Genomic DNA, 13,457 nt, shown 5'->3' on the forward strand with positions numbered 1-13,457 from the left:
TGCGGTAAAAGGAAGGTGATTGTTCGTATCATGTTGATTATAAAAAAGATATTTGAAAAGAGAGAAATCACAGCACTTGCATTTTTGGTGATCTTGTTTTTAGGTGTAGGTCTTAGAAATCCAGATTTTATGAACGCTCAAAGTATAACGACGGTATTAAAGGGCAGTGTGCTCTATATATTTTTAGCGATAGGCATGACCTTTGTGCTGCTAACAGGCGGTATCGATGTTTCAGTAGGTGGCACCCTTGGCATTGCGGCTGCGGTTTCTGCCACGATGATCCGAGGCGGCACAAGTGTGCCAGTGGCTATAGTGGTTGCGATTCTCATCGGCCTCCTCATTGGTTTAATGAACGGTGTAGGTGTGGCCATCGTCAAAGTACCAGCGATTATCATGACGCTGGGCATGCTCGGTATCATTCGAGGTGTGATGATCGTTTACACAGATGGTAAATGGGTTGAGAATTTACCGGATGCTTTTAAAATGGCATCTCAAGCAAACTTTGCACATGTTAATATCTACTTTATATTGGCGATTATCACGACGATTTTAGTTCAGTTTTATTTTTCCAAAGCGAGAACGGGCAAGTATTTCGCGGCTATAGGGGACAATTTAGAAGGCTCAATTCTCGTGGGGATACCCGCTAAGAAAATGATCGTAATCGCCTATGTCCTATCGGGTCTTTGTGCATCCATTGCAGGTGTGATCTTTGCATCTCAAGTGGGATTTGTGACCAGTAACACAGGTGTGGATATCGAAATGGTGGCCATAGCAGCATGTGTTCTCGGGGGTGTAAGCCTCAGCGGTGGTGTAGGTTCTGTGGTGGGTTCAAGTATTGGCGCTTTGATTATGACAGCGATTAATTCAGCGCTCATCTTTTTAAAGGTCCCTTCTTTTTGGAATAAATCGATTCAAGGGACACTGTTAATTCTCATTGTGGTTTCAGATGTACTCATTCATAAATATTTTGAAGAAAAAGCACGAAAACAGAGACTTTCAGCAAGAGCACAGTGTTTGGATAAGTCTGTTGAAGATTCTAAGGATTCTAAGGACGCTCATATCTCTACAGAATCAACATTTGTAGGAGGTAATGGTCAATGATGCATAAAATAAAACAGTTTAAAGCAAAATGGGAAGTGTCTTTGGTGATTTTTCTCATCATGGAAATTATACTCTTTGGCATGATGAATCCTCGATTTTTAAAGATAAAAGTACTGCTCAACAGTGCAAATGATTTTGTGACGGTGGCCATTATTGCGTTATTTATGACTTTTGTCATCATCACAGGTGGTATTGATATATCTATGGGCTCTGTGGTGGGGCTGAGTTCAGTGGTTATGGGCCTTTTGTGGCAAGAACTTGGCTTCAATATTTGGATGGCGTTGGTGATTGCCATCATAGTGGGTGCCATATGTGGTGCGTTTAATGGTTATTTAATTGCTTTTGTAGGTGTTCAAGCCATGGTGGCCACTCTGGGAACGAGCTTTTTATATGCAGGGGCTTCGCTTGTGATCATTGGATTCTCTGGTATCAGCGCGGCAGAAGGCATCGGTGGTTTCCCAGATAGCTTTAGAGAACTGGGACATGGTAATTTAGGCGGTATTCCAAGTTCCTTACTCATTTTCGCATTTTTAATCATAGTGGCGTATCTATTGCTTCATAAAACCACTTATGGCAGACGCGTTTATCTTACCGGGATCAATCGTAAAGCAGCTGAATTCTCAGGGATTAATACAAAGCTGATCATCTTAAGTGCTCATATGTTAGTGGGTATGGGGGCAGCGATTTCAGGGATGTACATTACTTCTTATCTCAGTTCATCAAGGGCAGATCACGGTGCAACACTTACGCTTTCTGTGATCACAGCAGTGGTGCTCGGCGGCACTGCAATAACGGGCGGAGAGGGTTCTATTATAGGGACTGCACTTGCAAGCGTTATTATTGGTCTTATGACTTTAGGACTTCAAATGGCAGGGTTATCAACGCAGTATGTGGGCATAGGGATAGGCATTTTACTCGTGGTATCGGTGGCCATAAAGAGTTATTTCAGTGGCGGTAAGGTTTTCTCTAAGATCAAACGGCGGTTTTTACCAGAAAAGAGTTAAATCATCAGAGCGTCAAAGTGTCTTGGTAAAGTTATAAGGTTTCAATGTATTTTGGTGTATATATTGCCCCTCAGAATTACTGAGAGGCTCATATATAAAATATGGAGAGGAGAATATGCTTAATGAAGAGAAAATATTTATCATCGGTAGCGATTATGCTTTTAGTCCTTGTTGTAATGGTAGGTTGTGGGAAAGCACCTGCAGCAACGCCTGCAGCAGAACCTGCGGCAACACCAGCAGCGACACCAGCAACAACACCTGAATCAACTGTGACTACAGTGGATCCAGCAGATGTTTCTGTTGTGTTTATTCCAAAGTTAACAGGTAATATGTTCTTTGAATCTGCAAATGCAGGTGCTCAAGCGATCGCTAAAGAAGTAGGCTTTGAATGTAAATATGATGGCACAACCAATGCAACTGTAGCAGATCAAGTTCAAGTGATCAACAGTGCGGTTAACCAAGGTTACAACGCAATCGCAGTTTCATCAAATTCACCAGATGGTTTAAACGAAGCCCTTAAATCGGCGGCAGATTCAGGGATCAAAGTCGTTACTTGGGATTCAGATGTAAACCCTGAATACCGTTCAATCATGGTAAGTCAAGGCACGCCAGATCAACTTGGCAAAATGCTTGTGGATATGGTAGCAGATCAAATCGACGATGCTAAAAACGCAGAAATCAAATTTGCATTTTTCTACTCAAGCCCGACGGTTACAGATCAGAACTCATGGGTTGAAGCCGCTAAAACTTATGTTGCTGCAGAATTCCCTAAGTGGACACTTGTAACGACTGAATACGGTGAGTCAGATGCTCAAAAATCAATCCAAGTAGGCGAGTCAATTCTCAACACTTACGCTGATATTGATGCGATCATTTGTCCGGATTCAACGGCACTTCCGGGTATGGCACAAGCGGCTAAAAACTTAGGAAAAAGCGCTGAAGATGTGATTATCACTGGTTTTGCAACACCAAGTTCTATGAGAGATTTTATTAAAGACGGTACTTTAAAACAATTCGGATTATGGGATTGTGAAGTTCAAGGCGCTATGGGTGCTTATATTGCATACTGGTTAGCAGCGGGTAATGATTTTGTAGTAGGTGACAAGATTGATATTCCAACTGTTGGCGAAGTAGAAATTATGCCTAACTCAGTACTCAACTACGAGTATTTAGCAGATGATTCTGGAATCGTTTTAATGCCAGAAAGAACAATCTTTGATATCAACAACATTGATGACTTTAATTTCTAGGTCATGAAGGATGTGCGAATCCCCCTTTTAGGTGTGAGGTTAAAAGGGGGGACTTGCAGACCAAATTAAACACCTTTGGTGGAAGCTTATCGCTTTTGCTGAAGGTGTTTTTGTTTCATTTGAAGTTCTCTTCTGTTGAAGGTGGTCGGAATTTGATATAATGGAATCAATCGGATAACAGATGAAAGGAATTATGAAATGAGGATAACCCTTATAACGGTGGGTAAGATTAAAGAGAAATATTTTATGGGTGCAATTGATGAGTACGCAAAGCGGCTTACGAAGTACTGTTCACTCCAGATGATCGAGGTACCGGATGAGAAGGCGCCAGAGATACTGAGTGAGAAGGAAATGGAACAGATCAAAGATAAAGAAGGACGGCGGATTCTGAGTAAAATTAAAGAAACTCAGTATGTGATTACGCTTGAGATTAAAGGGAAACAGCTTACATCAGAGGGGCTTTCGGAAAAAATGGCGGCACTTGGGTTAGAAGGCAATTCAGATGTGGTATTTGTGATCGGTGGGAGTTTAGGACTTTCAAACCTTGTGCTCAATCGGTCGAATTTTGCACTTTCGTTTTCGGAGATGACGTTTCCACATCAACTTATGAAGGTGGTGCTATTGGAGCAGGTTTATCGTGGGTTTAGGATTATGAAGGGGGAACCGTATCATAAGTAGGGACATACGGAATTTTATTCTTGAAATAGTCTAGGAAGAGATTGAGCGTGTTCATATTGAGGAACAGAACTAAGTATTTGATTTATTGGATGTTGAAAGCTATGACCAGAATATGACCATTTATCAGATTGCTAAATGTAGATAAATCATAGGGGGAATTATGGGGAAATCTAGCGTGAGACCAGTCAGAGCGTGCGCATTATGTGGTAATTTTAGAGAGCTTGAAGAAAGTCATATTATACCAAAGTTTGTAATGCGTCATTTGAAAAAAACTGCCCACGGAGAAATTAGAAGTATTGAGAATCCTAATGCTGTCATACAGGATAGTGAGAAGCATTATATGCTTTGTGGAGAGTGCGAGGATTTATTCAGCAAGAAGGAAACTAAGTTTGCAAATCACTTTTTTTATCCATATCAAAAAAATAGTGTGAAAGAATTTGATTATGATGAAGATTTATACTACTTACTAACTTCAATAAGTTGGCGTAGCCTATATCAAGATATATTGGACTTTGTGCAAAATCCTGAGCAGGTTGGGATTGACCTAGATACATTAAATTGTTTTATTGAAAAAGAAAGCGAGATAAAAAAGTATTTGTTAGGTAAAACTAATAATGTTGAAGGAATAGAGAACCACATTTTTTTCTTCGATGATATTAAAGAGTTTAGTAATATGCCAAAGGAAGTAAAACCGCATTCAACATTTCACCGAGGTGAAACTAGCTACACTTTCTTTAATAAAACAGAAGGAACTCTTGCAACAATTACCAATATGATGGGAATTGTCCTTTTCACTTTATATAAAAAGGGAAAGTTAGAAGTTTGGGAAAATACTCAGATTATCAATGGAATTGGTCGAATTGAAGCTTTAAATCAGATAATTCAAAGTGTTTGTGGTAACGAGTTGATTGACATTATGAATAGAGTAAAAGGTAAATCAGATAACTTGAGCGAGAAACAGAAAGAGAAGATTATAAAAAGGATTGATGATGACCTTGAGGGTTTTATTAAGTCAGAGTCATTTGAAGCAATTCAAAAAGATGCTGCTCTAAAGAAAGACTAAAAGAAGAGGGATAGTCTCCTTTTCTAAAATAATAATTAAACTGTCTAAGTTGACTGTATTTCAATTAGCTTAGTATTATCATTTATTAAGATGAACTCTACTACGGATTTTACAAAGTTATCTATAGTTTTATAGAAATCAACGAAATGACAACAAGTGTTAAGTGCGGCAAGATATACATCACAGCATTTCTCAACTTTGCAATCTACAAGAAGTTCTCAGAGTCTTTGTCATGGGAGACAGAGGTTTGGATAGCTGATATGCCAGAGCATATGGTACATCTTAATGGGGACAAGTTTTTAGGTCCAAGAGATTGATTTATAAAGGGAGGTCAATACTATGAGTGGTGCAACAAATCCGAAAATATTTATATCTTATTCGTGGTCAAGTTCTGAAAAAGTTCTTGAATTAGCAGAACGCTTACTAGCAAACGGTGTTGATGTTATTTTAGACAAATGGGATTTGAAAGAAGGGCAAGATAAATATGCTTTTATGGAACAATCTGTTAACAATCCTGAGGTCACTAAGGTTCTAATTATTTGTGATAAAGTATACACCGAAAAAGCTAACAGTAGAGCCGGTGGTGTTGGTGATGAAACGGTCATCATCTCACCTGAGATATATGGAAATATGGAACAAGATAAGTTTATACCTGTAATTTTCGAGACTGATGAAAACTTAAAGGCATATTGTCCTGCATATATTAAATCAAGAATTTATATAGACCTCTCACTTGAAGATGATGGTTATGAAGCAAATTACGAAAAATTATTACGAGCAATACACAATAAGCCGTTATATCGTAAGCCTGCTATAGGTGCTGTCCCTGAGTGGTTAGAAGATGAGTCAATTGATTTATCAGCAATAAGAGATGTAATTAAGCAAATTCGAGGTAACAAGAGTGACAGCCAAACTAAAATTGACTTTTTAATAAGAAAAGCCAAGGATGAATTTTGTTCAGCACTACTAGCTATTCCAAAGAATGATAAAGTGTCTTATGATGAAGCATTACTAATTCAAATTGATGAAGAAAAAATAGTTCGTGACCTTTATATCGAGTTCTTAGAAGCACTCATTTATAATGATTTTTCTGTTGAAGACATTGTACCTTCATTATTTGAACAGCTTTACAATGAAACACATAACACTATTGGAAGAAGTTCATATAGTGATGCAGAGTTTGAAATATACAATTTTGCTTTATGGGAACTGTTTATTTGTACTACGGCTATTTGTCTACACTATGAAAAATACGAAACATTATATAAAATCTTAACACACTCATATTTTTTACGTGAGTACTTTCACGATAAGCAGTTGAAAGACCACACGTTCGTTAAGTTTCGGTTTTATCTTAGAACTATAGAAGAAGTATGTAAGCCCAAATGTGAAAACCCTAAATTCTATTCACTAACTAGTGAGATTTTAGTGAAACGAGAGAAGAAACCAATTATCACAAAAGAAACATTATCAAATGCAGATGTAGTTCTTTATCAGATGTCAGAAGTTTTGGGGATGGCTGAAGATAGATGGGGATGGTTCCCACAAACTTACTACCATTGTTTACGTAACCAGCCGATGTGGCAAAAGTTAAAGTCAAAAAAATATTGTGAAAAAATTATGCCTTTATTTGGCGCTAGAACTATGAATGAACTAAGAAGCAAAATCTCGAGTTGCAAATTAAATCGGGAGATGAGGTACAATGGCTCATTCGATACAGCTCCTGTAATACTGAGCAGCATTAGCGAAGAAGAAATTGGTAGTATAAACTAATTGCCAAGTCAATGCAAGGTAGGATGACAATATAAAGACTCCAAGGTGAGTATATAGAAGAAAACAGCTATAACCATAATCATATCAATGGTATAGCTGTTTATATACTTTTGGTATCATTGAGGATTTGCAGTAACCAAGTCATTTTAAGCTTTAATCAATGGCGTGTAAAGTGAGAAATGAAAAATTTCAATACCTAGAAAAAACCGCAGTCTATTACAGCACGCTGAACCGTATCATAAATAACGGTAAAGGCTTTGATATGTAATTCACACAAAAAAATAGCCTTCGGCATTGGAGTGATCCTTTGCCTTAGGCTATAATGAGTTGATTAAACTGATTTAGTTTAATTTTCATTTTGTTTAGGTTTGTAAATGGCACATACCCATCATGTTGCAGTCTACCAACAACTATTCCTGCAGGCAATGATATTTGTTGAGCAAATTGCTGGACAGACAAAGCAGAAAAATTATCCTCTGAACAAGAAATATTTACCTGTCGGGTAAACAATTCTTCGGTTTGATTGTATTTCATATAGACATGCAAGTCAATGGATATCAAATTGCCATATAAAATCTAATTTATAAGCAAAATCTGTTTTAATCGATTATTGTCTCCAGAACTTTGGTGACAATAGTGCAAGTACTGTAAATAATTCAAGTCGACCAAGAAGCATAAAGAACGATAATAAGAGCTTACCTGCATTTGAGAATTCCGAGTACGTATTCGTTGGACCTACGAAATCAAAACCAGGTCCAATGTTGCCCAGTGTTGCTGCAACAGCACTGCTTGCACTTAGCATACTAACACCTTCAAATGAGATCAGCATTGTTCCAAATACGAATATGAGTACATATAACATAAAGAAGCTTGCTATATTTAGAAGGACATTTTCTGGAACAGCTTGATTGTTTAATTTTACTGCTACTACGGATCTAGGGTGTAGTATGCGCGTAAATTCACGACGGACAAGTTTGATTAGGGCAAGTATTCGAACCACCTTGATGGAACCACCCGTTGAACCGGCACTACCACCAATAAACATGAGCATAAATAGTATTGCTTTTGAAAATGTCGTCCACTGTTCATAATCAAAGGATGTGTAACCAGTTGTTGTTATGAGTGAGGTTACTTGAAAGAATGCGTGCTGGAAGGACTCAAACCAGTTGTGATAAAGATTCATATTCATGTTAATTGTAATGGCAAGAACCGATGCAAAAATAATGCCTACGTAAAATTTCAGTTCGCTGTTGCGAAGCACATCGCGCCATTTACCTTTATACACGTCATAGTAAAGTGAGAAGTTTGTGCCTGACATCATCATGAAAATAGAAATTACGATATAAATATATGAGTTGTTAAATCCACCAATACTAGCATTTCTGGTAGAAAATCCACCGGTGCCCAAAGTAGCAAAGGTGTGTACTGCGGACTCAAATGGGGTCATGCCACCTATAAGAAGCAGAACAAATTCAGCCAAAGAAATGATGATGTATGTGACATACAGAATTTTAGCAGTATCCTTAATACGAGGAACAATTCTATCAGCTACAGGCCCTGGACTTTCTGCTTTGAAAACATGAAAACCACCAGAACCCATCATAGGAAGAATGGCGATTGCCACTACAAGAATGCCCATGCCTCCAATCCAGTGGGTGAAGGACCTCCAGAATAATATGCCCATTGGCAAGACTTCAATATTGTTTATTATGGTTGCACCCGTTGTGGTAAATCCAGAAACTGTTTCGAAAAATGCATCCACATAACTTGGGATGCTGCCTGAAATATAAAATGGCAAGGCTCCAAAAGCTGATGCTAGAAGCCAACCTAAAGTCACTATGGCGAGGCCATCTCGTGTTTTAATCTTGGTCTTACCTTTTATGGGTATCTGAGACATTCCAGCGCCTGTAAGTGCTGTAATACCAATACTCAATGCGAATGGGATCATATCATATTGCTGCTTTGAAACGGCAATAAGCAGTGGAATAATCATACTGAGTGCTAGGATTAATAATAAATATCCAAGAACTTTTACAATTATGCGTTTATTCATTAGAGCCCATCCTTTAACTGCAGGAGTGCTTTTAGTTTAGGTACCTTCTCTAGTATGGAGAATATGACAACTCTATCACCGGCTTGGATTTTAGATTCACCATGTGGAATAATCACGTTGCCTTTATGGACAATAGCGCCGATTATAATACCTTGCGATAACTTGAGACTTTTTAGTGGTTTGTTAATAATGGACAAATTTTTATCGGCAATAATTTCCATGACCTCTGCTTGTCCACCGAGTAACAAAGAAACAGCAGCAACTCTACCGCCGCGGATGTATTTAAGAATATCACTGGCTGTAATATTTACAGGGTTTATAGCCATATCGATTCCAAGCTTTTCGATAATATGGACATAACTTTGTCTTGATATCTTAGCAATAACTTTGCCTATATTGAGTTGCTTTGCACGTAAAGACATGAATAGATTTTCTTCATCAAAGCCTGTACAACCGATGAAGGCATCCATGTCAGCCAAATCTTCTTCTAGCAAATCAATATCCGTTCCTTCACCGTGTATGATGAGAGCGTTATTTGGTAGCAGTTCAGAAAGCTCTTTGCAGCGGTCTAAATCAGATTCAATGATTTTAACACTGACCCCTTTTTTAGTGAGAGATTTTGCAAGGTAGTATCCGATTTTACTGCCACCTAGAATCATGACTTTACGAATGTTTTTATTGTCGACTGAAGATTTCAATACTTTTGCTAAACCGTGAATTTTATTACGTTGTCCAACAACATAAATAGTGTCGTTTTCCTGCAAAATAGTATCACCATGTGGAATGATAATATTTCCATTACGTGAAATAGCTGCGATTACCAGATCGTCTAAGTGATCAAGATCACTAATTGACTTGTTAACAAAGTTTGAAATATTTTTAATATTAAAGTTTACAACTGAAACTTTTCCCTTTGCGTAATCATCAAAATAGAAAGTGTAGCTTTCCATTAAATAGCGCAGTATCATATTCGCAGTGGATAGCTCAGGATTGATAACGTAATCAATGTTGTAGTGTTTCTTAAAAAAGTCAAGTTGTGAAGCGTACTCTGGATTCCTGATTCGAGCGATGCTGCGTTTAGAACCTAGATTTTTTGACATGGAACTAATGAGAATGTTGGCTTCATCGCTGCTGGTAACAGCTATGGTTAAATCATAAGTTTCAATATTCATTTCTTCCAATATGTCTTTTCTAGCACCATTTGCATGTACTGTTAATACATCCATATGATCTTTTAAGCGATCTAAAACTAAAGGATTGTTGTCCATTAGTGTTACGTGTATTTCACCATTGAGTGCAGCTGCTATTTTTTTACCTAATTTTCCTGCTCCGATAATCATAACTTTCATATGTGACCAACCTTTTGATTTTTTGTGTCGTCTACAAGCATTGTATTAGAAAAAATAGGTATTATCAAATTTTTTTTAGGTAACTAGAAGCATTTCCAAAAAAAATGATACCTACCTACGATGGTAGCAAATGGGCCTACACAACTTTAAAATTTGAGAAAGATAAAATTAGCGAGATGACATTTCCAAATGAGAACTACGATTTTGATGCACTAAAAAAAGAGTGTTTCTTTGTTGGAGCCTATAATGAGTGCGGAAAGTGTGTAGGACTTGCGGTTTATAGGCATGATTTGCTCCAATACTTATATCTTGTTGACTTAAAAGTATGTAATGAATATCGAGGTCATGGAATAGGAAATCTATTGCTGGTTGAGGGCAAGAAAATAGCTGTCGAAAACGGTTATCGAGGGATTTATACAATCGGTCAAGACAACAATCTTTCTGCGTGTTTATTTTATATAAAGGAGTGCTTGCTTAATCAACTGGAGTTTTATAGCCCAGTACGCTGTGTCTTCTTTTGTTATTGAACTAAGGTTCAAATGTTATTGTATTGTATTTTCCCTTTAAGATTATGGGTATGTGCCATCCTGCCATCTGTAGTGATGACGATAGCCGCCATGCCCTCAATATGATTTACCTTTTGTAAAATAGTACTGACATCAAGGCCAAAGAATTTTGTCGTGTAGAGATCGCAATCAAGGGACTTATCAGCAATGATCGTCAGAGAGGCGATATTGGTTTTTATAGGGTAACCCGTTTTACTGTCGAAAATATGGTGGTAGGTCTTTCCATCAATTTTAAAGATGCGCTCATAAATCCCTGAAGTGACCACCGATTGGTTTTTAACGCTGACACTGGCAACCAAATTGCCTCTAGGTAGAAATGGGTTTTGGATACCCACTTGCCACTTGGCATTTCCTTTAGGTGAATCGCCATAGACGAGTACGTTGCCCCCTAAATCCACCATCGCTGAAACAGCCCTGTTTTCTTTAAAAAAAGCCATAATTTTATCACAGAAATAGCCCTTGGCAATGGCGCCGAGGTCTATTGTCATGCCTTCTTTCTCAAAAAAAACAGTCTTGTGTTCTTCATCTAGGGAGATGTGTTCTGCTTTTATAAGGCCGAGCACAGCTTCAATCTCTTCGTGGCTAGGGACACATGCATCTTCAAATCCAATATGCCACAGTCTTGTAAGGGGTCCAATTGCAATATTTAAGAGACTATCATCTGCTTGGCTGTGTGCTTTTCCGATCTTTATGAGCTCAAATAAATCTGAAGTCACCTTTTGAGGCACTTTATAAGCAGTCTCTTTTAGGTTGGCAAGTGGTGAACTGTCGCTGTTGGCACTAAAGACCTGTTCGAATGTACTAAGCATCTTTGAAGCCTCATCTAAAAGGGCTTCAGCGCGCTCACTTATTAAATATAGCTTAATGACCGTTCCCATGAGATAAAGTGTTTTTTTAGAAGTTTCCATCTTATTCTCCTGAATTCAAATCGTTTTCTGCGCCAATAGAGAACGCATTTATAAGTGCCAAATCTATTTCTGAGAGCGGCCGGTCTGAGTGATATGCTATAAAAAAATCCAAACTCAGTTCATCTACTGGCACCTGGTAGAGATTGTATTTTTCTGGACAGGGCGCTACGATAATGCTCTCAGGGATGAAGGTCAAGCCCATATCATTTATAGCAAGCTTTTGAATGGTGTGAATTTCAGTGCTTTCAAGGATAATTTTAGGCGTGATTTTATAAACGCTCAAAAGCTGATCTATTTGGCTTCTTATGGAAGACCCCTTACGGGTTAAAATGAGGTTTTGGCAGAGTAAGGTTTTCATGTCATAAATCCCTTCATCAATAATTGCAACACCTTCTCTATAGAGCGTACACGAGCGCGGGATAATGGCACTGTAGCTGTTTTTGCCTAAAATGGTCGAACTCAGATTTGGAGAGATGTTTCTAGAATTTTGTCCAATCCAAAAATCCAGTTCTCCGCTTAATGCGCGTTTCTCATTTTTTTCAGGTAAATCTTCAGAGAGCTCAAGCTTACAGTCCGGATAGTTTTTTAAAAAATGAGGAAGCAATAACGGCAAGAGGTAAGTGCCAAGACTAGGGAGAATTCCAATTTTAATCACTTGCTTACCAAGATTGGCAATAGCTGATATTTCACGTAGAAATCTCGAATAACGATTTTCTAATGAGGTTAAGTATTCATAATATATTTTACCTTGTTCGGTTAGGCGATAAGGGAGTTCACTCCTGTTAATGAGTTCACATTCAAGTTGCTTTTCGACGCGTTTGATAACCTGTGTTAGGTAGGGTTGAGAGACGTAAAGTGCCTTGGCTGCCTTACCATAATTGCTGTACTTAAGTATAGCGTCGATATAATATAGGGTGTTCTGTGGGCTATTTTGTGACATATATACCGCCTCTTGCTAAGTGATGATAGATTTTGTTTATGATTGATGATAACAAATTTGTTATCAAAGTTCAATATATAACTATTAGATAGAATTTTATGAATGTGTTAAAATTATATCAATTAGATGTAATAGAATATTATTTCCATACTGAAAGGGGAAACCAATGAAATATTTAGCAATTGTAGGCACGAATGCGGATGTGTCGACGAATCGTATGTTGCTTCAATTCATGCAAAAGCACTTTGTAAATGATGCTGATATAGCGCTTTGTGAAATCAAGGCATTACCTGCCTTTTATGAGCCAGAAGATGACAATGTGCCTGAAACTGTCGTAGAATTATCAGAAAAAATCATGGAGGCTGATGGGGTTATACTCGCAACACCAGAATATGACCATGCTATTCCTGCAGTATTAAAAAGTGCACTTGAATGGATCAGTTATACAAGTCAGGTGCTTAAAGACAAACCCGTTTTAATCGTAGGGGCATCTCATGGGATATTGGGGTCTTCTAGAGCACAGGCTCACCTCAGACAAATTCTTGATTCACCTGAACTTGCAGCGAGAATCATGCCGAGCAGTGAGTTTCTTCTTGGAAAATCACAAGACGCATTTGATTATGCTGGGAAGCTAAAATACCCTGAAAAACGAGCAGAACTCAATGAAGTCTTTAGAGAGTTTTTACTTTTTACAAAAATTACTTCCGAGTTACTAGCGGAAAAAGCAGTCATTAATAAAGATAAAAAATTTACTTGGCAAGAATAGGAGAGA

The 13,457-nt window shown here is 38.0% G+C and carries 14 protein-coding genes; 9 read left to right on the top strand and 5 right to left on the bottom strand.

All coding sequences use genetic code 11. The features are described from left to right. Nucleotides 1-30 precede the first annotated feature (30 nt). The 7 genes from F3D3_RS04845 to F3D3_RS04870 all read left to right on the top strand — a co-directional run bounded on the left by F3D3_RS04845 (nucleotide 31) and on the right by F3D3_RS04870 (nucleotide 6,869). A complete protein-coding gene (locus tag F3D3_RS04845) occupies nucleotides 31-1,101 on the top strand; it encodes an ABC transporter permease (protein ID WP_069871713.1) in 1,071 nt (356 codons plus the stop codon). After that, nucleotides 1,098-2,105: an ABC transporter permease gene (locus tag F3D3_RS04850; RefSeq protein WP_242877078.1), complete on the top strand. Its 1,008-nt coding sequence runs from the start codon at nucleotides 1,098-1,100 to the stop codon at nucleotides 2,103-2,105. The genes F3D3_RS04845 and F3D3_RS04850 overlap by 4 nt, the downstream gene beginning before the upstream one ends. Before the next feature lie 122 nt (nucleotides 2,106-2,227). Continuing rightward, complete coding sequence (lsrB, locus tag F3D3_RS04855) at nucleotides 2,228-3,355, top strand: autoinducer 2 ABC transporter substrate-binding protein LsrB (RefSeq protein WP_069871715.1); 1,128 nt, start codon at nucleotides 2,228-2,230, stop codon at nucleotides 3,353-3,355. A gap of 198 nt (nucleotides 3,356-3,553) precedes the next feature. Continuing rightward, nucleotides 3,554-4,033 carry a 23S rRNA (pseudouridine(1915)-N(3))-methyltransferase RlmH gene (gene rlmH / locus F3D3_RS04860; protein ID WP_069871717.1) on the top strand — a complete coding sequence of 160 codons (480 nt, stop codon included), beginning with the start codon at nucleotides 3,554-3,556 and terminating at the stop codon, nucleotides 4,031-4,033. Nucleotides 4,034-4,193: 160 nt separating this feature from the next. Further along, a complete protein-coding gene (locus tag F3D3_RS04865; RefSeq protein WP_069871719.1) occupies nucleotides 4,194-5,096 on the top strand; it encodes a hypothetical protein in 903 nt (300 codons plus the stop codon). A 146-nt stretch (nucleotides 5,097-5,242) separates the two neighbouring features. After that, nucleotides 5,243-5,413: a BsuBI/PstI family type II restriction endonuclease gene (locus F3D3_RS23240; protein ID WP_084388830.1), complete on the top strand. Its 171-nt coding sequence runs from the start codon at nucleotides 5,243-5,245 to the stop codon at nucleotides 5,411-5,413. A gap of 22 nt (nucleotides 5,414-5,435) precedes the next feature. Then, the gene (locus F3D3_RS04870) at nucleotides 5,436-6,869 is read left to right on the top strand and encodes a toll/interleukin-1 receptor domain-containing protein (protein ID WP_069871721.1); all 1,434 of its coding nucleotides are present in this window, start codon (nucleotides 5,436-5,438) and stop codon (nucleotides 6,867-6,869) included. 312 nt (nucleotides 6,870-7,181) lie between these two features. Here F3D3_RS04870 and F3D3_RS23690 read toward each other — a convergent pair whose 3' ends face one another. The 3 genes from F3D3_RS23690 to trkA all read right to left on the bottom strand — a co-directional run bounded on the left by F3D3_RS23690 (nucleotide 7,182) and on the right by trkA (nucleotide 10,271). Further along, the gene (locus tag F3D3_RS23690) at nucleotides 7,182-7,403 is read right to left on the bottom strand and encodes a hypothetical protein (protein WP_139132019.1); all 222 of its coding nucleotides are present in this window, start codon (nucleotides 7,401-7,403) and stop codon (nucleotides 7,182-7,184) included. A gap of 73 nt (nucleotides 7,404-7,476) precedes the next feature. Beyond that, the gene (locus F3D3_RS04875; RefSeq protein ID WP_069871723.1) at nucleotides 7,477-8,922 is read right to left on the bottom strand and encodes a TrkH family potassium uptake protein; all 1,446 of its coding nucleotides are present in this window, start codon (nucleotides 8,920-8,922) and stop codon (nucleotides 7,477-7,479) included. Beyond that, complete coding sequence (gene trkA, locus F3D3_RS04880) at nucleotides 8,922-10,271, bottom strand: Trk system potassium transporter TrkA (RefSeq protein WP_069871724.1); 1,350 nt, start codon at nucleotides 10,269-10,271, stop codon at nucleotides 8,922-8,924. The genes F3D3_RS04875 and trkA overlap by 1 nt, the downstream gene beginning before the upstream one ends. Before the next feature lie 104 nt (nucleotides 10,272-10,375). On the opposite strand from trkA, the gene F3D3_RS04885 reads away from it, so the two are divergent. Next, nucleotides 10,376-10,798: a GNAT family N-acetyltransferase gene (locus F3D3_RS04885; RefSeq protein WP_069871726.1), complete on the top strand. Its 423-nt coding sequence runs from the start codon at nucleotides 10,376-10,378 to the stop codon at nucleotides 10,796-10,798. A gap of 8 nt (nucleotides 10,799-10,806) precedes the next feature. Here the strand turns inward: F3D3_RS04885 and F3D3_RS04890 are convergent, their stop codons facing one another. Together F3D3_RS04890 and F3D3_RS04895 are read right to left on the bottom strand one after the other, a co-directional pair. Then, a complete protein-coding gene (locus F3D3_RS04890) occupies nucleotides 10,807-11,745 on the bottom strand; it encodes an FAD:protein FMN transferase (RefSeq protein ID WP_069871728.1) in 939 nt (312 codons plus the stop codon). A 1-nt stretch (nucleotide 11,746) separates the two neighbouring features. After that, on the bottom strand, nucleotides 11,747-12,685 hold the full coding sequence (locus F3D3_RS04895) for a LysR family transcriptional regulator (RefSeq protein WP_069871730.1): 939 nt from the start codon (nucleotides 12,683-12,685) through the stop codon (nucleotides 11,747-11,749). Between the two features lie 166 nt (nucleotides 12,686-12,851). Here F3D3_RS04895 and F3D3_RS04900 point away from each other — a divergent pair, with 166 nt between their 5' ends. Beyond that, nucleotides 12,852-13,451, top strand: a complete 600-nt coding sequence (locus F3D3_RS04900; protein ID WP_069871731.1) for an NADPH-dependent FMN reductase — start codon at nucleotides 12,852-12,854, stop codon at nucleotides 13,449-13,451. Nucleotides 13,452-13,457 lie beyond the last annotated feature (6 nt).

This window comes from Fusibacter sp. 3D3 (assembly GCF_001748365.1).
GTDB lineage: Bacteria > Bacillota > Clostridia > Peptostreptococcales > Acidaminobacteraceae > Fusibacter_A.

What these genes read in the sequence shown, in the direction of transcription:
- F3D3_RS04885 (WP_069871726.1), top strand. Translation starts at nt 10,376, where the DNA reads ATGATACCTACCTACGATGGTAGCAAATGGGCCTACACAACTTTAAAA.
- F3D3_RS04850 (WP_242877078.1), top strand. Translation starts at nt 1,098, where the DNA reads ATGATGCATAAAATAAAACAGTTTAAAGCAAAATGGGAAGTGTCTTTG.
- rlmH (WP_069871717.1), top strand. Translation starts at nt 3,554, where the DNA reads ATGAGGATAACCCTTATAACGGTGGGTAAGATTAAAGAGAAATATTTT.
- F3D3_RS04890 (WP_069871728.1), bottom strand. Translation starts at nt 11,745, where the DNA reads ATGGAAACTTCTAAAAAAACACTTTATCTCATGGGAACGGTCATTAAG.
- F3D3_RS04845 (WP_069871713.1), top strand. Translation starts at nt 31, where the DNA reads ATGTTGATTATAAAAAAGATATTTGAAAAGAGAGAAATCACAGCACTT.
- F3D3_RS04895 (WP_069871730.1), bottom strand. Translation starts at nt 12,685, where the DNA reads ATGTCACAAAATAGCCCACAGAACACCCTATATTATATCGACGCTATA.
- lsrB (WP_069871715.1), top strand. Translation starts at nt 2,228, where the DNA reads ATGAAGAGAAAATATTTATCATCGGTAGCGATTATGCTTTTAGTCCTT.
- F3D3_RS23240 (WP_084388830.1), top strand. Translation starts at nt 5,243, where the DNA reads ATGACAACAAGTGTTAAGTGCGGCAAGATATACATCACAGCATTTCTC.
- F3D3_RS04875 (WP_069871723.1), bottom strand. Translation starts at nt 8,922, where the DNA reads ATGAATAAACGCATAATTGTAAAAGTTCTTGGATATTTATTATTAATC.
- trkA (WP_069871724.1), bottom strand. Translation starts at nt 10,271, where the DNA reads ATGAAAGTTATGATTATCGGAGCAGGAAAATTAGGTAAAAAAATAGCA.
- F3D3_RS04870 (WP_069871721.1), top strand. Translation starts at nt 5,436, where the DNA reads ATGAGTGGTGCAACAAATCCGAAAATATTTATATCTTATTCGTGGTCA.
- F3D3_RS04865 (WP_069871719.1), top strand. Translation starts at nt 4,194, where the DNA reads ATGGGGAAATCTAGCGTGAGACCAGTCAGAGCGTGCGCATTATGTGGT.
- F3D3_RS23690 (WP_139132019.1), bottom strand. Translation starts at nt 7,403, where the DNA reads ATGAAATACAATCAAACCGAAGAATTGTTTACCCGACAGGTAAATATT.
- F3D3_RS04900 (WP_069871731.1), top strand. Translation starts at nt 12,852, where the DNA reads ATGAAATATTTAGCAATTGTAGGCACGAATGCGGATGTGTCGACGAAT.